The 19,371-nt window shown below is 71.1% G+C and carries 16 protein-coding genes; 9 read left to right on the top strand and 7 right to left on the bottom strand.

Annotation, left to right across the window (positions count from 1 at the left end; translation table 11 throughout):
• The first annotated feature begins 9 nt into the window (after window positions 1–9).
• Window positions 10–1,002, top strand: a complete 993-nt coding sequence (locus ASG05_RS14865; protein ID WP_056262553.1) for a cation diffusion facilitator family transporter — start codon at window positions 10–12, stop codon at window positions 1,000–1,002.
• A 62-nt stretch (window positions 1,003–1,064) separates the two neighbouring features.
• Window positions 1,065–1,574 (top strand): GtrA family protein, encoded by a 510-nt coding sequence (locus ASG05_RS14860; protein WP_056262550.1) that lies wholly within the window; start codon window positions 1,065–1,067, stop codon window positions 1,572–1,574.
• On the opposite strand, the gene ASG05_RS14855 is transcribed toward ASG05_RS14860, so the two are convergent.
• Window positions 1,571–2,134: a TetR/AcrR family transcriptional regulator gene (locus ASG05_RS14855; protein WP_056262546.1), complete on the bottom strand. Its 564-nt coding sequence runs from the start codon at window positions 2,132–2,134 to the stop codon at window positions 1,571–1,573. The genes ASG05_RS14860 and ASG05_RS14855 overlap by 4 nt on opposite strands.
• Window positions 2,135–2,337: 203 nt before the next feature.
• Between ASG05_RS14855 and ASG05_RS14850 the strand changes: the two genes are divergently transcribed.
• From ASG05_RS14850 to ASG05_RS14835, 4 genes are read left to right on the top strand one after another with little or no spacing between them, the layout of a single operon-like run.
• Entirely contained in the window at window positions 2,338–3,975 is a 1,638-nt protein-coding gene (locus ASG05_RS14850) for an ABC transporter substrate-binding protein (RefSeq protein WP_056262543.1), read from the top strand.
• 4 nt (window positions 3,976–3,979) lie between these two features.
• A complete protein-coding gene (locus ASG05_RS14845; RefSeq protein WP_056262541.1) occupies window positions 3,980–4,930 on the top strand; it encodes an ABC transporter permease in 951 nt (316 codons plus the stop codon).
• Window positions 4,927–5,820: an ABC transporter permease gene (locus ASG05_RS14840; protein ID WP_056262538.1), complete on the top strand. Its 894-nt coding sequence runs from the start codon at window positions 4,927–4,929 to the stop codon at window positions 5,818–5,820. The genes ASG05_RS14845 and ASG05_RS14840 overlap by 4 nt, the downstream gene beginning before the upstream one ends.
• Window positions 5,817–7,619: an ABC transporter ATP-binding protein gene (locus ASG05_RS14835; RefSeq protein WP_235491536.1), complete on the top strand. Its 1,803-nt coding sequence runs from the start codon at window positions 5,817–5,819 to the stop codon at window positions 7,617–7,619. The genes ASG05_RS14840 and ASG05_RS14835 overlap by 4 nt, the downstream gene beginning before the upstream one ends.
• A gap of 39 nt (window positions 7,620–7,658) precedes the next feature.
• Here the strand turns inward: ASG05_RS14835 and proP are convergent, their stop codons facing one another.
• Window positions 7,659–9,194, bottom strand: a complete 1,536-nt coding sequence (proP, locus tag ASG05_RS14830; protein WP_056262534.1) for a glycine betaine/L-proline transporter ProP — start codon at window positions 9,192–9,194, stop codon at window positions 7,659–7,661.
• Window positions 9,195–9,451: 257 nt separating this feature from the next.
• Here proP and valS point away from each other — a divergent pair, with 257 nt between their 5' ends.
• Window positions 9,452–12,076, top strand: coding sequence for a valine--tRNA ligase (gene valS / locus ASG05_RS14825; protein WP_082486846.1), 2,625 nt, complete (start codon window positions 9,452–9,454; stop codon window positions 12,074–12,076).
• The gene (locus tag ASG05_RS14820; RefSeq protein ID WP_056262527.1) at window positions 12,076–12,333 is read left to right on the top strand and encodes a hypothetical protein; all 258 of its coding nucleotides are present in this window, start codon (window positions 12,076–12,078) and stop codon (window positions 12,331–12,333) included. The genes valS and ASG05_RS14820 overlap by 1 nt, the downstream gene beginning before the upstream one ends.
• 317 nt (window positions 12,334–12,650) lie before the next feature.
• Here the strand turns inward: ASG05_RS14820 and ASG05_RS16500 are convergent, their stop codons facing one another.
• Window positions 12,651–13,058, bottom strand: coding sequence for a hypothetical protein (locus ASG05_RS16500; protein ID WP_157490261.1), 408 nt, complete (start codon window positions 13,056–13,058; stop codon window positions 12,651–12,653).
• Between the two features lie 223 nt (window positions 13,059–13,281).
• Window positions 13,282–14,100 (bottom strand): methyltransferase domain-containing protein, encoded by an 819-nt coding sequence (locus ASG05_RS14810; protein WP_056262521.1) that lies wholly within the window; start codon window positions 14,098–14,100, stop codon window positions 13,282–13,284.
• Between the two features lie 34 nt (window positions 14,101–14,134).
• On the opposite strand from ASG05_RS14810, the gene ASG05_RS14805 reads away from it, so the two are divergent.
• A complete protein-coding gene (locus ASG05_RS14805) occupies window positions 14,135–16,162 on the top strand; it encodes a M3 family metallopeptidase (protein WP_056262518.1) in 2,028 nt (675 codons plus the stop codon).
• Between the two features lie 269 nt (window positions 16,163–16,431).
• On the opposite strand, the gene clpX is transcribed toward ASG05_RS14805, so the two are convergent.
• From clpX to ASG05_RS14790, 3 genes are all read right to left on the bottom strand, one after another.
• Window positions 16,432–17,712, bottom strand: a complete 1,281-nt coding sequence (clpX, locus tag ASG05_RS14800; protein WP_056262513.1) for an ATP-dependent Clp protease ATP-binding subunit ClpX — start codon at window positions 17,710–17,712, stop codon at window positions 16,432–16,434.
• 208 nt (window positions 17,713–17,920) lie between these two features.
• Window positions 17,921–18,586 carry an ATP-dependent Clp protease proteolytic subunit gene (locus ASG05_RS14795; protein WP_056262509.1) on the bottom strand — a complete coding sequence of 222 codons (666 nt, stop codon included), beginning with the start codon at window positions 18,584–18,586 and terminating at the stop codon, window positions 17,921–17,923.
• Between the two features lie 39 nt (window positions 18,587–18,625).
• Window positions 18,626–19,213: an ATP-dependent Clp protease proteolytic subunit gene (locus ASG05_RS14790; protein ID WP_043597035.1), complete on the bottom strand. Its 588-nt coding sequence runs from the start codon at window positions 19,211–19,213 to the stop codon at window positions 18,626–18,628.
• Window positions 19,214–19,371: the final 158 nt, after the last annotated feature.

Raw genomic sequence — 19,371 nt, 5'->3', positions numbered from 1 at the left:
ATCGAGGCCATGTCCTCCACCCCGTCCGCGTCGCCGGCCAAGCCCGAGAGCACGGTCACCGTGATCGTGGCGTTCCTCGCCAACCTGTTGATCGCCGTCGCCAAGACGGTCGCCGCGTTCCTGACGGGGTCGGCCTCGATGGTCGCCGAGTCGGCGCACTCGTGGGCGGACACGGGCAACGAGGTCTTCCTCTTCATCGCCGACAAGCGCGGCGTCAAGCGCCGGGACGACGCCCACCCGTTGGGCTACGGCAAGGAGACCTACGTCTGGTCGATGTTCGCGGCCTTCGGCCTGTTCACCGTCGGCGCCGTCGTCTCGATCCAGCACGGCATCTCGCAGCTCACCGCCGACGAAGAGGCCGAGAACTACCTGATCAACTACGTCGTGCTCGCGATCGCGTTCGCCCTCGAGGGCACGTCCTTCCTGCAGGCCTTCCGACAGGCCAGGGGTTCGGCCCGCGAGCGGCGCACCCCGACCCTCCGCTTCGTCCTGCGCAGCTCGAACTCGACCCTGCGGGCCGTCTTCGCCGAGGACGCGGCCGCCCTCGTCGGACTGCTCATCGCGTTCCTCGGCATCTTCCTGCACCAGGTCACCGGGTCGGCGGTGTTCGACGCGATCGGGTCGATCGCGGTCGGCGTGCTGCTCGGCGTCGTGGCCCTCGTGCTGGTCGACCGCAACCGCAGGTTCCTCGTCGGCGAGAGCCCGTCGGACGAACTCGAGTCGACCGTCCTCGAGCGCCTCCTGACCCGCCCCGAGATCGCTCGCGTGACGTACCTGCACACCGAGTTCGTGGGCCCCGGCAGGCTCTACCTGGTCGCCGCGGTCGACATGACGGGCAACGACCGCGAGGAGCACGTCGCCGTGGCGCTCCGCCGGGTCGAGCGGGAGCTCGAAGACCACGACGCCGTCGAAGAAGCCGTGCTCACCCTCTCCACGCCGGACGAGCCGAGCCTGACGCCCGCATCGGCGTCGCGGGTGACGCCGACCCCCTCTCGGGGGTGAACTCCGGCCCTTCGGCAGGCCTTTGTCAGCCATTCGCGACCTGCCTCGGTTAGCGTGGTGCAGTGCATGCAGTCATCAAGCTCGTGAGAGAGCATCCCTCCGCGGCGAGGTTCCTCGTCGTCGGGGGCGTCGGCTTCGTGATCACCATGGTGATCAACTACGGGCTCAAGCTGTTCGTCATCCCCCAGCACCCCGTCACGGCCCTTGCCGTCGGCATCATCGTCGCGACGGTCTTCTCGTACTGGATGAACAAGAAGTGGTCGTTCGACGATCGGGGCGAACGTCACACGGCGCACGAGATGCTGCTCTTCGTGATCGTGAGCGTCGTCGGCGTCGCGATCAACTCGGCCCCCGCCTACGTGTCGCGCTACGGCCTCGGCCTCGAGGTCCCGAACGTCTCGCTCGCCACGCAAGAGATCGCCGACTTCGTCAGCGGGCCGATCATCGGCACCCTGCTCGCCATGGTGTTCCGGTACTGGGCCATGAACAAGTGGGTCTTCCCCAAGCGCGCCGAGCTCGTCGACGTCCTCTCGCCCACGTCCCCGTCGACCTCGCCGACGACGACCGTCTAGGCCGAGCGCGCCTCCCGGGCCGCCAGCCCGTCGGCGACGGGCCCGACGGCCGCCGCCACGACGGGCCCCAGTCCGCCCCGCGACACCCCGGCCCTGGCCCACGTCGCGACGGCCGCAGACGCCGCGGCGACGAGGGTCGACCCGACAACCTGGGCCGAGAGGTCCGGCCGGTCGCGGCCCGTGCGCTCGGCGACGTACGACGCGACGACCGCCTGCTGCCGGACGAAGCGGACCGCCGCGGACGCGACGAGATCGTCCCCCAGTGCCATGGCCTCGGACTGGGTCAGCGCCCAGGGCACCCGCTCGGGGTCGTGCGCCTCGGCGAGCGCCACGAGCGCCGCCTCGACGGCGCGCACCGGAGAGAGAGACGAGGAGGCGCGCAGCAGCTCGTCGAGGCCGGCCAGGCTCTCGTCGAGATCGAGCCAGAACAGGTCGGACTTCGCCTCGAAGTAGTTGAAGAAGGTGCCCCGGCTGACGCCGGCCCTGCGGGCGATGTCGTCGACCGTCGTGCGGGCGTAACCGTTCTCGAGGAAGAGTTCGGCGGCGGCGTCGGCCAACATCTCGGCGGACGACCGTCGGGGTCGTCCGACGGGACGCCTCGGGCGGGTCGGACCAGGGCCATCGGACATGGAGACCATCATGCCGCTAGACTTGACGGCGCACTTGTTGCACCCGGTCCAGCAATGCCGACTCCCTGGTCGGCCCGGCCGACCGCTCCCGACCTCCCCCTCCCCCCGCACCGCCCCCTCACGCCCGGAGCCCCATGCGCAGTCGCCTGCCCGCCTTGATCGCCGCCACCGCCGTCGCGAGCCTCGTGCTCGCCGGGTGCACCAACGGCGGCGAACCCGACGCCTCGTCCGCCCCGGTCTCGGGCGGCACGCTCACCTACGCGTCGGGCGACGCCGAGCCCACGTGCCTCGACCCGCACGTCGGCGGCAACTACCCCCAGGCCCTCGTGTCGACCCAGTACCTCGAATCGCTCGTCTCGAAGGACGCGAACGGCGACGTCGTGCCGTGGCTCGCCGACTCGTGGCAGGAGGGCGACGACGGCCTCAGCTGGACCTTCACGCTGAAGCAGGGCGTCACCTTCACCGACGGCACCCCGTTCGACGCCGCCGCGGTGGCCGCCAACGTCGCCCACCTGCAAGACCCCACGACCCTGTCGTCGACGGGGTACCTCGCCCTCGGCAAGGTCACGGGCGTCGAGGCGGTCGACGACCGGACGGCCCGCTTCGACCTCAGCGCACCCGACAGCGCCCTGCTCGAGTCGCTGTCGCAGCCGTGGCTCGCCATGGAGTCCCCCGAGGCCCTGACCCGCACGCAGGAGGTCAACTGCGAGTCGCCGGTCGGCACGGGGCCGTTCGTCGTCGACTCGTGGACGAAGCAGCAACAGGTCGTGCTCACCCGGAACGACGACTACACCTCTCCCCCGGCCGACGCCGGGCACCAGGGCCCGGCCTACCTCGACGAGATCGTCTGGCGCTTCATCCCCGACTCGGCCTCCCGCTACGCCGCCCTCCAGGCCGGCCAGGTCGACGTGATCGACAACGCGCAGCCCGACACCCTCGTCGCCGCGGCGAAGGACGACTCCCTCGACGAGATCGACGCCCCGCGTCCCGGCGCCTCCAACCGCATCGAGCTCAACGCCGGCAAGGCACCGTTCGACGATCCGACGGTCCGCGAGGCGTTCATCCGCGGCGTTGACGTCGACTCCGGCATCGACTCGCTCTTCTTCGGCACGGCCGACCGGTCGTACAGCCCGCTGTCGAGCGTCGAGCCCCTGGCCTTCTCGGACGAGTCGCTCTTCGACGTCGACGCCGACGCCGCGAACGACCTGCTCGACCAGGCCGGGTGGACGACGCGCGACGCGGACGGCTACCGCACCAAGGACGGCGTGCGCCTCGCCGCGACGTTCCCGGTCAGCACGAACCAGTCGATCCCCGCCGAACAGTCCCTGTTCGAGCAGGTGCAGGCCGGGGCGAAGGACCTCGGCTTCGACGTCACCCTCGAACCCCTCGACCTGTCGAGCTGGTACGGGGCCCTCGCCGCGAACGAGTACGACCTGGTCAGCGCGCCGTACACGAAGGTCGGGCCCGACGTCCTCCGCATCCTCTACGACAGCGCCGGCATCACCCCGGCTCCGAGCGGCTACTTCGCCAACCTGTCGCAGACCGACGACCCGACCCTCGACGACCTGCTGACCCGCGCCTCCGAGACGAGCGACGCCGACGAACGGGCCGACCTCTACCAGCAGGCACAGCAGGCCATCCTCGAGGGGTGGCATGTGCTGCCGCTCTACGATCAGCAGAACCACTACCTCGTGCGCTCGGCCGTCCAGGGGGTCCGCGCCCTGCCGACGGTCCAGGCCCCGACGATGTACGACGCCTACCGGGCGAGCTGACCGGGTGCGTCCGGGGCGCTGGCGACGGGCCGGGCGGTGGCTGGTCGGCCGCCTGCTGGGCGCCGTCTTCGTGCTCTGGGCGGTCGCGACGCTGATCTTCTTCGCCATCCGCCTCGTGCCGGGCGACCCCGCCGAGGCGATCCTCGGTGGGCCCGGGTCGCAGGCGTCGGCCGAGGCGCTCGACACGGTGCGCCGTCAGTACGGCCTCGACCAGCCGCTGCTCGTGCAGTACCTCGCCCAGCTCGGCAGGCTCGCGACGGGCGACCTCGGCACCTCGTACTCGTTGCGCACCGACGTCGGCCGCCTGCTGCTCGACCAGCTGCCCGGCACGATCGGCCTCGCGCTGCTGTCGCTCGTCGTGGCCTGGCTGCTGGCGATCGGCACGGCCTGGTGGGCGACCCTCGGCGGCCGGGTCGCCGCGACGGTGTCGTCCGGGCTCGAGGTCGTCGCCTCGGCGGTGCCGCACTTCTGGCTGGCCAGCCTGCTGATCCTCGTCTTCAGCACCGAGCTCGGCCTGCTGCCCCCGGTGAGCACGGGCACGCCCGCCGGGCTCGTGCTGCCGGTCGTCACCCTGGCGATCCCCGTCGCCGGGTTCCTCGGGCAGGTCACCCGCGACTCGCTGCTGGACGCGGCCACGACGCCGTTCACGGTCTCGGCACGGGCGCGGGGCGAGAGCCCGTCCGGACTGTTCGCCCGTCACCTGCTGCGTCACGCGGCCCTGCCCGGGCTCGCCCTGTCGGGCTGGGCGTTCGGCTCGCTGCTGAGCGGCGCCGTCGTCGTCGAGTCGGTGTTCGCCCGTCCGGGGCTCGGCCGCACCCTGCTCGGGGCCGTCACGCTGCGCGACATCCCCCTCGTCACCGGCGTCGCCCTGGTCTCGGCCCTGGCCTACGTCGTGGTCGTCGCGCTCGGCGACCTGGCCGAGCGGGCCGTCGACCCGAGGGGGCGCGCGACGTGACCGCGCTGCCCGACCTGCCCCGGGGTGGCGAAGCGACCCGCGCCTCCTCGTCCCGCGCCCGGCGACGCCTGCCGCTCGGTGCGGCCGAGACGGTCGCCGCGGCCCTCCTGCTGCTCGTCGTGGCGATGGCCGTCGCGCCCGGCCTGCTGGCCCCCGGAGACCCGCTGGCCGTGTCGCCGGTCGACGCCTTCGCCGCCCCGTCGCTCGCGCACCCCCTCGGCACCGACGAGTCGGGGCGAGGCGTGTGGACCCGCGTCGTGCACGGCGCCGGCGCCTCGCTCACCATCGGTCTCGTCGCCACGGTGATCGGCACCGGCCTCGGCGTCGCGCTCGGCGTGCTGGCCGGCCTCGGGGGTCGGGGCTGGGCGGGACGGGCGACCGACGCGGGCGTCAGCCGGGTGCTCGAGGTGCTGTTCGCCCTGCCCGGCCTGCTGCTCGCACTCGTCGTGATCGCGTTCACCGGGCCCGGGGCCGTGCCCGCGACGATCGCCGTCGGCCTCGCGACGGCGCCCGGGTACGCCCGCATCGTCCGCAGCCAGGTGGCGGCCGTCCGCCGGTCGCCGATGGTCGAGGCCGCGACGGTGCTCGGCCGTCGCCCCGCCGTCGTGCTGGTGCGTCACGTGCTGCCGAACGCGCTCGCGCCGGTGGTGGTGCTCGCCACGCTGGGCCTCGGCCAGGCCGTCGTCTGGGCGTCGTCGCTGAGCTACCTCGGGCTCGGGTCGCCTCCGCCGGCGCCCGAGTGGGGCGCCATGCTGTCCGCCGGGCGCACCTACCTCGCCCTCGCCTGGTGGATGACCGTCTTCCCCGGCCTCGCCGTCGTCCTGACGGCCGCGTCGGCGACCGTGCTGGGTCGCGGTCTCGCCCGACGCGGGCAGGGGGGACGATCGTGAACCCGACCGCCTCGGGGCCCGGGGCCCTGAGCGGCGACGACCGCCGCGCCTCCTCGGACGACCTCGTCGTCGACCACCTGCACGTCGCGTTCGACGGGGTCACGGCCGTCGACGACGTGTCGTTCTCGCTGCGCCCCGGCGAGTGCGTGGCGCTCGTCGGCGAGTCCGGCTCGGGCAAGAGCGTGACCGCGCGGGCCCTGCTGGGGTTGACCGGCGGAACGGTCACTGCCGAGGCACTCCGACTCGGCGAGGACGACCTGCTGACGCTGACCGAGCGTCGGTGGCGACGGCTGCGTGGCCCGCGCATCGGGCTCGTGCTGCAGGACGCCCTGGTCTCGCTCGACCCGCTGCGTCCGGTCGGGCGCGAGATCGACGACGCCCTGCGGCTGCACACCCGCCTGTCGCCGGCCGAGCGTCGGGCCCGCGTGCTCGAGGTGCTCACCGAGGTGGGCATGCCCGACCCCGAGGCACGTCGGGCGCTCCGGTCGGGCGAGCTGTCGGGCGGCCTCCGCCAGCGGGCCCTCATCGCGGCGGCGCTCGCCCTGCGACCCGGGCTGATCGTGGCCGACGAACCCACGACCGCGCTGGACTCCGAGGTGCAGCGAGTGGTCGTCGACCGACTCGCGGCCCTGCGCGACGGCGGGACGGCCGTCCTCGCCATCAGCCACGACCTCGGCGTCGTCCGTCGCCTGGCCGACCGCGTCGTCGTCATGCGCGACGGACGCGTCGTCGAACAGGGCCCCACGGCCGCCGTGCTCGACGCCCCGCAGGCCGACTACACGCGCATGCTCGTGGCGGCGCTGCCCGGGGGTGCGCCGCGAGGTCGGCGCCTGTCCGGCTCCACGGCCCCCAAGGGTCCGCCTGCAGGAGGCGCGCGCGGGTCCGCGACGCCGGTCGCGTCCGTCGCACCCCCGGCAGGAGGCGCAGCCGGCTCGGTGGCGCCCGTCGCGTCAGCGACTCCCGTCGCCTCGGCGGCGCCCGTCGCCTCAGCGACTCCCGTCGCCTCGGTGGCGCCCGTCCCCTCGACGACTGCCCCGGCCGAGGCCGTCCTCGTCGCGAGCGGTCTGCGACGGGTCTTCCCGGCTCGCCGGGGCCCCGACCGGGTCGCCGTCGACGACGTCTCGCTCTCGCTGCAGGCGGGCGAGACCCTCGGCCTCGTCGGTGCCTCGGGTTCGGGCAAGACCACGACGGCCCGCCTGTTGCTCGGCCTCGACGATCCCGACGCCGGGACGGTCGAGCTGCTCGGAGCCCCCTGGGCCCCGGCCCGCGAGCGCGACCGACGTCCCCGCCGGGGCGACCTCGGCGCGATCTACCAGGACCCGGCGAGCTCGTTCGACCCGCGCTTCACGGTGGGCAGGCTGCTCGCCGACGCCCTGACGGCCGGCCGTCAGACGCGCCTGCGGCCGGTCGAAGCCGAGGTCGTCGCCCTGCTGGGCCGGGTCGGGCTCGCGGCCGACACGGCCGCACGCCGACCCGACACGTTGTCGGGCGGCCAACGGCAGCGGGTCGCGATCGCCCGGGCGCTCGCCCCGCGGCCCCGGGTGGTCGTCTGCGACGAGCCGGTCTCGGCGCTCGACGTCTCGGTGCAGGCCCAGGTGCTCGACCTGCTCGACGAGCTGCAACGTGAGGACGGGCTCGCCTACGTGTTCATCTCGCACGACCTGGACGTCGTCGAGCACATGTCCGACCGGGTGGCCGTCATGCACGAGGGCCGGATCGTCGAGCAGGGTCGCACGGCCGACGTCTTCGGCCGCCCACGGCACGCACACACCCGGGCCCTGCTCGCCGCCCGCCCCTGACGGGCGCGGGAGGCGAGCCGGCGCGGGAGGCGAGCCGGCTCAGCCGCGGCGGGCGGCGTCGGCCTCGGCGGCCTTCGGGTCGACGACGTCGATCAGACCCGACTGGGCCCACTCGAGCCCCCAGTCCGACGTCGAGACCTCGCTCGACTCGTCGGCGTAGGCCTCGACCAGCTCGCGCGCCTCGTCGTCGGTGGCGACCGACGGGCCCGAACCGAGCAGCGGCTCGTTCGCGGTCTCCTTCGTGAACCACACGGCGACCAGGCCGATCACGGCCGCGGCCATGAGGTAGAACGCCGGGATGTCGTGGGCCCACGAGAAGCCCCGCCCCTCGGCCCAGACGACGAGCGCCTCGGTCGCGAGCGGCGTGGTGCCGCCGAACAGCGAGACCGACACGTTGAAGGCGATGGCCAGGGCGCCGTAGCGGATGATCGTCGGGAACAGCGCGGGCAGCGTCGAGGGCATCGTCGAGGTGAACGTGACGAGGACGAGGCCGAGCACCAGCAGGCCGACGAAGACGAGCGGCGTGCTCTCGGACTGCACGAGCTTGAGGGCGGGCCACGAGAGCACCAAGAAGCCGATGCAGCCGGCGAACAGCACCGGGCGGCGGCCGAACCGGTCGCTCAGGCGTCCGCTGAAGGTGATGACGATCATCATCAGCACCATCACGACGATGACGAGCAGCAGGCCCGAGGTCGCACTGCGTCCGAGCGTGTTGGTCAGGTAGGTCGGCATGTACGACAGCAGCATGTAGTCGGTGACGTTGAAGACCAGCACGAGACCGATGCACACGATCAGCGCGCGCCAGTTCTCGGCGAACAGCTTCACGAACGGCACCTTGACGTGCTCGCGGCCGGCGGCTTCTTCTTGCTGCTTCTGGAACGCCGGGGTCTCTTCGAGCTTGAGCCGCAGGTACAGGCCGATCAGGCCGAGCGGCCCGGCGATCAAGAACGGGATGCGCCAACCCCAGGCGAGCAGCGCCTCCTCGCTCATGCCGAGCTGCAGGCCGGTCACCAGCGAGGCGCCGAGCACGTAGCCGGCGAGCGTGCCGAACTCGAGCCACGAGCCCATGAAGCCGCGACGCTTGTCGGGCGAGTACTCGGCGATGAACGTGGCCGCGCCTCCGTACTCGCCGCCCGTCGAGAAGCCCTGCAGCAGGCGGGCGAGCAACAGCAGCACGGGCGCCCAGAGGCCGATCGTCGCGTACGACGGGATCAGGCCGATCGCCAGGGTGCCGGCGGCCATGAGGATCATGGTCAGCGCGAGCACCTTCTGCCGGCCGATGCGGTCGCCGAGCGGGCCGAAGAAGGCACCGCCGATCGGGCGCACGATGAACGCGGCGGTGAACGTGCCGAAGGTGAACAGGATGTTCAGCGCGTCGTTGCCCGGCGGGAAGAACACCTGGGCGATGGTCGTCGTGATGTAGGCGTAGACGCCGAAGTCGAACCACTCCATGGCGTTGCCGAGGGCGGCGGCGCTGACCGCGCGCTTGAGCAGGCCCTCCTCGACGACGGTGACGTCGTCGGTCGTGAGCTTCCGTCGGGCGGGCTTCGTGCTGTCGTGCTTCTTGGCTGACATCAGGTGAGGCCTCCAGGTCGTCGGGTGGTGGACGTCGACCCCAGCGTCGGCAAAAACCCGTCGAGCCTACCAGGGCTGCCATGTCAGTACCAGTTCAGCGAGTGCATCGGTGCAGCGAGCGCACCGCCCGGGAGGCGCGGCGGCGGTTCCCGAAGGGGGCTCGCGAGGGTGCGTACACTGGTCGCAGTCCCACAACCAGGCACCTCCCCACCGACACGGTGCCGTCCACAGAACCGGAGAAGACCATGCCGTCAGCGATGCCCGAGAAGCCCGCCCTCGAAGGACTCGAGGCCCGTTGGGGCCAGGTCTGGGAGGGCGACGGCACCTACCGCTTCGACCGCACGGGCGCCAGCCGCGCCTCCGTGTTCTCGGTCGACACCCCGCCGCCGACGGCCTCGGGCAGCCTGCACATCGGCCACGTGTTCAGCTACACGCACACCGACGTCAAGGCCCGGTTCGAGCGCATGCGCGGCAAGCGCGTGTTCTACCCGATGGGTTGGGACGACAACGGCCTGCCCACCGAGCGTCGCGTCCAGAACTTCTACGGCGTGCGCTGCGACCCGTCGCTGCCCTACGACTCCGACTTCACCCCGCCCTTCGAGGGCGGAGACAACAAGTCGTCGAAGGCCGCCGACCAGGTGCCGATCTCGCGCCGCAACTTCATCGAGCTCTGCGAGCGCCTCACCGTCGAGGACGAGAAGCAGTTCGAGGACGTCTGGCGGAAGCTCGGCCTCTCGGTCGACTGGACGCAGAGCTACCGCACCATCGACGACGGGTCGCAGGCCATCGCCCAGAAGGCGTTCCTCCGCAACCTGGCGCGGGGCGAGGCCTACCAGGCCGACGCCCCCACGCTCTGGGACGTCACCTTCCGCACGGCCGTCGCCCAGGCCGAGCTCGAAGACAAAGAGATGCCCGGCGCGTACCACAAGCTCGCCTTCCACCGCACCGACGGCGAGGGCGACGTGCTGATCGACACCACGCGACCCGAGCTGCTGCCGGCCTGCGTGGCCCTCGTGGCGCACCCCGACGACGAGCGCTACCAGGCCCTGTTCGGCACGACCGTGCGCTCGCCCCTCTTCGACGTCGAGGTGCCCGTCGTGGCGCACCACCTCGCCCAGCCCGACAAGGGCTCGGGCATCGCCATGGTCTGCACCTTCGGCGACACCAACGACGTCGTCTGGTGGCGCGAGCTGCAGCTGCCGAACCGTGCCGTGATCGGCTTCGACGGCCGCTTCGTCAGCGAGGCGCCCGAGGCGATCACGTCCGAGGCGGGTCGCGCCTCGTACGCGCAGCTGGCCGGCAAGACGGTGTTCAGCGCCAAGCAGTCCGTCGTCGAGCAGCTCACCGCCTCGGGCGAGCTGGTGGGCGAGATCCGCAAGATCTCGCACCCGGTCAAGTTCTTCGAGAAGGGCGACAAGCCGCTCGAGATCGTGTCGACCCGTCAGTGGTACGTCGTCAACGGCGCGCGCGACGAGAAGCTTCAGGGCTCGTTGCTCGAGCGGGGCACCCAGGTGGCTTTTCACCCCGACTTCATGCGCGTGCGCTACGACAACTGGGTCAACGGTCTGAACGGCGACTGGCTGATCTCGCGCCAGCGGTTCTTCGGCGTGCCGATCCCGGTCTGGTACCCGCTCGACGGCGACGGCAACCCCGTCTTCGACCAGGTGATCGTGCCCACCGAGGCACAGCTGCCGATCGACCCGGCGTCCCAGGCGGCCCCCGGCTACGACGAGTCGCAGCGCGGCGTGCCCGGCGGCTTCGTCGGCGAGGTCGACGTGATGGACACCTGGGCGACCTCGTCGCTCACGCCGCAGCTGGCGGGCGGGTGGGAGCGCGACCCCGAGCTCTTCGACCTCGTGTTCCCGTACGACGTCCGCCCCCAGGGGCAGGACATCATCCGCACGTGGCTGTTCTCGACGATGCTGCGGTCGCAACTCGAGTCGGGCACCGTGCCGTGGAAGAACGCGTCGATCTCGGGCTTCATCGTCGACCCCGACCGCAAGAAGATGTCGAAGTCGAAGGGCAACGTCGTCACCCCGGCGGCCATGCTCGACGAGCACGGCTCGGACTCGGTGCGCTACTGGGCGGCGTCGAGCCGACTGGGCACCGACGCCGCGTTCGACCCGCAGAACCCGAAGCAGATCAAGATCGGCCGCCGTCTGGCGATCAAGGTGCTGAACGCGGCCAAGTTCGTGTACTCGTTCGAGCTGCCCTCCGGTGAGTTCGAGATCACCCAGCCGCTCGACCGCGACCTGCTCGCGTCGTTCGCCGCCGTGATCGAGACCGCGACCGAGGCCCTCGAGGGCTACGACCACGCCCGTGCGCTCGAGACGACCGAGAAGTTCTTCTGGGCCTTCTGCGACGACTACCTCGAGCTCGTGAAGGAGCGCGCCTACGGGGCGACCACCCCGGCCGAGCAGGCCTCGGCCGTGCTCGCCCTGCGGACGGTCCTCGAGGGCCTGCTGCGCCTGCTGGCGCCGTACCTCCCCTTCGCGACCGAAGAGGTCTGGTCGTGGACCCACGACGACTCGGTGCACCGGGCCGCGTGGCCGACGGTCGACGAGCTCGGTCTCGCCGACGGTGAGCGCCCCTCGGGCCTCGTCGGACTCGTGGGCCAGGCGCTGATCTTCGTGCGCCGGGCCAAGTCCGACGCGAAGGCCTCGCAGAAGACCCCGGTGGCCTCGGCCGTCATCTCGGGCCCGGCCGCGCAGCTCGAGCTCGTGAGGCTCGCGGCGGGCGACCTCGCGGCGGTCGGCAAGATCGCCGACCTGTCGTTCGCCGAGGGCGACGAGCTCGCGGTCGGCGACATCGTGTTCGCCGAGCAGCCGGCCGACGCCGCTGCCGCCCCTGCTGCCGCCCCGGCTCCGACGGCGGGTGCCTGATGCAGCTCGGCACGCGGTGGAGCGTGGGAGGCGCGGCTCCGGCCGAGCTGCCCGCTCCTGTCCTCGGGGCGGTCGTCCAGGTCGAGCGTGAGCTCGCCGACCAGGGCGTCGACGCGACGTCGTGGCGCTGGACGCTGACCTGGCTCGAGCACCGGCCCGTCGTCGAGCTCGACGACGGCACGGTCATCCGCGTCGACGCCGTCACCGGCGAGGCCCACGTCCACGAACCCGTCGACACCGAGGGCGACGACGACTAGGGCCGACCACCTCTCGACGCCACGACGTGCCGTCCGCCTCGCCAGGCGGGCGGCACGTCGTGCATCCGCTCGACCCGTCGTCTGCGCCTCGGCGTCCGCCGACTACACCTCTGAGCGATCGAAAGCGGCTGGGCGTGCCGAGCATTCTTGGGCGCCGGGCCTTCGACAGGCGGTGGCAACTATGCACAGCATGGCAGCACACTGAGCCACCGCCCAGCCCCAGGCCGAGTCACCGACCAGGAAATCTGAAAGAGCGTCGAAGGCATGAAGAACGCACACGAGAACAAGGAAGAAGATCAGCCATGGTCGGGTCATGGTCAACTCATCGAGTAGAACTGGTTCTCGAAGCTGGTCATGAAGATCGCACCCCCGACGGCACCGCACGCAGCCACAGCGGCTGCCCGTACCTTCCACTTGACCTGCTGGTAAGCAGCGTTTCGAACACCAGCGTGGTAAACGCGTTCGCCTGCTTCCCGACCCATCGCGCTGTAGCTGCCCCCTATGGCGATCACGGCGCCGATGATCGCCAGAATCGGCACAGCCCGTTGCTCCGAATCCTTCTCGCCGGGTGACGGGACAAAGGCAGCGCTGGTCGCAGCGATCGGTGTACCTGCATCGGGGGCGTGCAGTTCGACGGCCCTGGCCGTTCCACCACTGCACAGAACACTGGACGTCGCGATAGTCATTGTCACCGCTGCGCTCGCAACACGTGTCGTTCTACTCATGGAAGGTCTCCTCTCCGAGAGCGACCGTCGCTCTCGTGGATTCAACCGTAGCCATCATGCGGGGTTTAAATATTACGCTTCAATTACGGTGTGCCGTAGACGACAGACGAATGAACCTCAAGACACCGAACCGGCCGATGGGCTCGAGGTTTGCGCTTCCCCACCATCTCCTGTCGTCTGTGCCTCGGCGTCCGCCGACTCGCGGCGGACAGGTCGACGACGATCAGGCGCGGGCGAGCACCTCACCGTGGGGCATGATCAGCCAGCCGGCGGGGGCGTCGCGCCAGGTGAGCCAGGCGTCGGCGATCGCATGCAGCTCGTCGGGGGTCGCGACGCCCTTCTCGATCGCGTCGGCGTGGAACGCCGATTCGGTCACCCGGGTCGCCCAGCTGTCACCCCACCAGGTGCGGTCCTCGTCCGAGGCGAAGCACCACACGGAGGCGCTGCTCGCCACGTCGACGAAGCCCGCGTCGAGCGCCCACTCCTTGAGGCGCCTCCCGGCGTCGGGTTCGCCCCCGTTGCCGCGGTGCACCGCCTGGTAGACGTCCATCCACCGGTCGAGCCCCGGGTTCTCGGGGGCCCAGACGCAGCCGTGGTAGTCGACGTCACGGACGGCCACGACTCCCCCGGGCCGGGTCACCCGGCGCATCTCGCGGAGCGCCGCCACCGGGTCGCCGACGTGCTGCAGCACCTGGTGCGCGTGCACGACGTCGAAGGCGTCGTCGTCGAAGGGCAGCGCGAAGAGGTCGGCCGTCTCGAACCGGACGTTGTGCAGGCCCGACGCGACCGCGAGCGACGTCGCCTGCTCGACGATGCCGGCGGCGGCGTCGATGCCGATCACCCGCCCCGGCGCCACGCGGCCGGCGATGTCGACGGTGATGGTGCCGGGGCCCGAGCCGACGTCGAGCACGCTCGTGCCGGGCACGAGGTGCGGCTCGAGGTACGCGGCCGAGTTCTCGACCGTCCGCCACGAGTGGCTGCGCAGCACGCTCTCGTGGTGGCCGTGGGTGTACCGGGCGGGCGTCTCGGGGCGGTCGCTCATGTCGCGACCCTAGCGCGCCTCCTAGGGTGGGCTGATGACGAACCCGTTCCTCTCCCCCAGCACGCTGCCGTACTCGTTGCCGCCGTTCGCGAGCATCACCGACGACGACTACGGCCCGGCGTTCGAGGCCGGATTCGCCGAGCAGCTGGCCGAGGTCGAACGGATCGCCACCGACCCGGCCGAGCCGACGTTCGAGAACACCGTCGCCGCCCTCGAGCGCAGCGGTGCCACGCTGACCCGGGTCGAGCACGCGTTCTTCAACAAGACCTCGTCCGACTCGACCGAGGCGACCGACGCCCTCGAGCTCGACCTCGCCCCGAAGCTGGCGGCCCACGCCGACGCGATCCGCCTCGACCCGCGCCTGTTCGCCCGACTGCTCGCCGTGCACGACCGCCGTGACGACCTCGACCTGACCGCCGAACAGCGCTACCTCGTCGAACGGCTGGTCGACGAGGCGACCCGCTCGGGTGCCGCCCTCGGCGACGACGACAAAGGCCGCCTCCGCGAGCTGAACGGCAGGCTCTCGACCCTGACCACCCGCTTCGAGAAGAACCTGCTGGCCGACACGAACGACCTCGCCGTCGTGGTCGACGACGTCGCCGAGCTCGGCGGCCTCGACGCCGGCGCGATCGACGCCGCCGCCGAGGCCGCGCGCGAGCGAGGACTCGACGGCCGGTACGTCGTCACCCTCGTGCTGTTCAGCGGCCACCCCTACCTGGCGAGCCTGACGAACGAGGCGCTGCGCGAGCGCATCATGCAAGCCTCGCTGTCTCGCGGTCGCCGCGGTGGCGACCACGACAACCGCGACCTCGTGCTCGAGATCGCCCGCCTGCGGGCCGAGCGCGCCGAACTGCTCGGCTTCGCCTCGCACGCCGCCTACGTCACCGCGGGCGAGACCGCGGGCACCCCCGAGGCGGTGGCCGACCTGCTCGGCCGACTCGCGCCTCCGGCGGCCCGCAACGCGCGCGCCGAGCAGGCCGCGCTCGAGCGCGTCGCCGGCCGCCCGGTCCGCGCCTCGGACTGGGCCTTCTACGCCGAGCGCGTCCGCGCCGACGAGCACGACGTCGACACGGCGGCGATGCGGCCGTACTTCGAGGCGGAGCGCGTGCTGCGCGACGGCGTCTTCTTCGCGGCGGGCGCGCTCTACGGCCTGCGCTTCGCCGAGCGCCCCGACCTCGTGGCCTACCACCCCGAGGCCCGCGTCTTCGAGGTCACCGATGCCGACGGCGGCGAGGTCGGCCTGTACGTGCTCGACCTGTACACGCGCGACAGCAAGCGCGGCGGGGCCTGGATGAACCCGCTCGTCTCGCAGTCGTCGCTGACCGGCCTGCCGACCGTCGTGGTCAACAACCTGAACGTTCCGAAGCCGCCGGCCGGTCGACCGACCCTGCTGACCCTCGACGAGGTCACCACGTTCTTCCACGAGTTCGGGCACGCACTGCACGGGCTGGTCGCCCGGGTGACCTACCCGTCGTTCTCGGGCACCAACGTCTTCCGCGACTTCGTGGAGTTCCCGAGCCAGGTCAACGAGATGTGGATGCTCTGGCCCGAGGTGCTGGCGAACTACGCCGTCCACCACGAGACCGGCGAGCGACTGCCGCAGCACCTCGTCGACGCCCTCCTCGCCTCGCAGGGCTTCAACCAGGGCTTCGAGACGAGCGAGTACCTCGCCGCGGCCCTGCTCGACCAGGCCTGGCACGCCCTGTCGGCGGCCGAGGCGGCGGCTGTCACCGACGTCGAGGCGTTCGAGCAGGAGGCGCTGGCCGCGGTGGGCCTCGACCTCGCGGCCGTCCCCACCCGCTACTCGAGCACGTACTTCGCCCACACCTTCGCCGGCGGCTACGACGCGGGCTACTACTCGTACATCTGGAGCGAGGTGCTCGACGCCGACACCGTCGAGTGGTTCGAGCAGAACGGCGGGCTCGCGCGCGAGAACGGCGACCGCTTCCGGTCGCGCCTGCTCGGCGTCGGCGGCTCGAAGGACCCTCTCGAGGCCTACCGCGACTTCCGCGGTCGCGACGCCCGGGTCGAGCCCCTGCTCGCGCGTCGCGGGCTCGCCTGACGGCGGGCTGGCTGCGAGCTGCTGCTCGGGCTCGGGCCCAGGCTCGGGCTCGGGCTCGGTCTTGGGCTCGGCGCGCACAGCACCGCACCCCGATTCGTGCACCGCACCCGGACCAGTCGGGGTGCCGCGCACGAAACGCGGTGTGGTGGTGCCCGGCCTGCCGCTGCAGGCATCCAGGCCCCGCACACCAGGGCCCGACCTCGGCACGACGAACGCCCCCACTCGCGGAGTGGGGGCGTTCGTCGTGCCGCGCGGCCTGCCGGCCGGTGTCAGGCGGACTTCTCGGTGCGGTGCTCGACGAGGCGCGGGACGATGGTCGGCGCGGCGTTCTCGAGGACGGAGGCGCGGGTGACGACCACGCGCCCGACCGTGTCGTCGGAGGGCACGTCGAACATGATCGGCCCCAGGACCTCTTCGAGGATGGCGCGGAGACCGCGCGCGCCGGTCTGGCGCAGGACCGCGAGGTCGGCGATGGCCTCGAGGGCACCCCGGTCGAACTCGAGCTCGACGCCGTCGATCTCGAACATGCGCTGGTACTGCCGCACGAGGGCGTTCTTCGGCTCGGTGAGGATCTGCATGAGCGCGGGCTGGTCGAGCTGCGTGACCGTGGTCACGACCGGCAGACGCCCGATGAACTCGGGGATGAGCCCGAACTTGTGCAGGTCTTCGGGCAGGACCTCGCTGAACAGCGCCGCCTCGTCTTCTTTGCTGTGCAGCGGAGCCCCGAAGCCGATGCCGCGCTTGCCCGCGCGGTTCGAGATGATGTCTTCGAGGCCGGCGAAGGCACCGGCGACGATGAACAGCACGTTGGTCGTGTCGACCTGGATGAACTCTTGGTGAGGGTGCTTGCGGCCGCCCTGCGGGGGCACCGAGGCGACCGTGCCCTCGAGGATCTTGAGCAGCGCCTGCTGGACGCCCTCGCCCGAGACGTCGCGGGTGATCGACGGGTTCTCGGCCTTGCGCGCGATCTTGTCGATCTCGTCGATGTAGATGATGCCGGTCTCGGCCCGCTTGACGTCGTAGTCGGCGGCCTGGATGAGCTTCAACAGGATGTTCTCGACGTCTTCGCCGACGTAGCCGGCTTCGGTCAGGGCCGTGGCGTCGGCCACGGCGAACGGCACGTTGAGTCGCTTGGCGAGGGTCTGCGCGAGGTAGGTCTTGCCGCACCCCGTGGGGCCGATCAAGAGGATGTTCGACTTCGAGATCTCGACCTCGTCGGCCAGCGACTCGGCGGCCGTGAGGGTCGACGCGGCACGGATGCGCTTGTAGTGGTTGTAGACGGCCACCGACAGGGCGCGCTTCGCCGCGTCTTGACCGATCACGTACTCTTCGAGGAACGAGTAGATCTCGCGCGGCTTGGGCAGGTCGAACTCGCTCGCGGGCTCGTCACCCGCCTCGGCGAGGCGCTCTTCGATGATCTCGTTGCACAGCTCGACGCATTCGTCGCAGATGTACACGCCGGGACCGGCGATCAACTGCTGGACCTGCTTCTGGCTCTTGCCGCAGAACGAGCACTTGAGCAGATCGGCACTCTCACCTATGCGTGCCATGCTCGGCCTCCCTGATTGGCTGAGGTCATCGACCGGGATCGGTCGTCGTGTCCACCGAGCCTAACCCGATCCGCCGACACTCACGGACCGACCCGGGTGGTTCGCGCACATCCACCCGCGCCCTCGCCGGACGACGGCAGCGACGACGGGCGCCGGCACGACGAAGGCCCCGGGCGGATCGCCCGGGGCCTTCGAGATCACGCGGTGGTCAGCGCGTGAGCGCGGCCGGCTGGTTCTTGCGGGAACCGAGGACCTGGTCGACCAGGCCGTACTCGAGGGCCTCTTGCGCACCGAGGATGTTGTCCCGCTCGATGTCGCGGTTGACCTGCTCGGGCGTCTTGTTCGAGTGCTTCGACAGCGTCTCTTCGAGCCAGGTGCGCATGCGGAGCACCTCGGCTGCCTGGATCTCGATGTCGGACGCCTGGCCTCCGCTGCTGCCGCCGGTCGCGGGCTGGTGGATCAGCACGCGGGCGTTCGGCAGGGCGAGGCGCTTGCCCGGCTGCCCGGCGGCGAGCAGCACGGCCGCGGCGGACGCCGCCTGGCCGAGGCAGACCGTCTGGATCTCGGGGCGGATGTACTGCATCGTGTCGTAGATGGCCGTCATGGCCGTGAACGAACCACCGGGCGAGTTGATGTACAGCGTGATGTCGCGGTCGGGGTCCATGCTCTCGAGCACGAGCAGCTGGGCCATGATGTCGTCGGCCGAGGCGTCGTCGACCTGCACGCCGAGGAAGACGATGCGGTCCTCGAACAGCTTGGCGTAGGGGTCTTGACGCTTGTAGCCGTAGGCCGTGCGCTCTTCGAAGCTGGGCAGGATGTACCGGGAGTCGGGGGTCTGCACTCGACCCGCACCACCCATCATCGGGAGTTCCATGAGTTCTTCTCTTTCTCGTTCTGACGAAGGGGCGGAGGCCTAGGCCTGGTCGGTGCCGGCACCGCCGACGACGTCGGTCGCCGACCCGCGGATGTGGTCGACGAAGCCGTACTCGAGCGCCTCTTCTGCGGTGAACCAGCGGTCGCGGTCGCCGTCCTCGTTGATCTGCTCGACGGTCTTGCCCGTCTGCGCCGCGGTGATCTCGGCCAGTCGACGCTTCATCGACAGGATGAGCTGCGCCTGCGTCTGGATGTCGGACGACGTGCCACCGAAGCCACCGTGCGGCTGGTGGAGCAGCACGCGAGCGTTGGGCGTGATGTAGCGCTTGCCCTTGGTGCCGGCGGTCAGCAGCAGCTGACCCATCGAGGCGGCCATGCCGATGCCGACGGTGACGATGTCGTTCGGCACGAACTCCATCGCGTCGTAGATGGCCATGCCGGCCGTGATCGACCCGCCGGGCGAGTTGATGTAGAGGTAGATGTCTTTTTCGCTGTCTTCCGCAGCGAGCAGCAGCAGTTTCGCGGCGATCTCGTTGGCGTTCTCGTCGCGGACCTCAGAGCCGAGCCAGATGATCCGGTCTTTGAGCAGTCGGTCAAAAACACTGTTGGGCAGTGTCACGTCGGCCATGGTGGAGCTCCCATTCGTTGTCGCTTGTCGTCGAATCTATCGGAGCCGACGCGCGGGTTCCGGGCTGTTCGCCCACGGCAGATACCGCGCCTCCCGTGCCCGGACGGGCCTCGCCCGACAGTTCGGGAGGCGCGGTGCGGCAGACGACGGAGGGCCGG

It is taken from the genome of Frigoribacterium sp. Leaf186, from assembly GCF_001423905.1.
GTDB lineage: Bacteria > Actinomycetota > Actinomycetes > Actinomycetales > Microbacteriaceae > Frigoribacterium.
The sequence above is the reverse complement of the archived record's forward strand: the minus strand, read 5'-3'. Positions and strand labels throughout refer to the sequence as shown.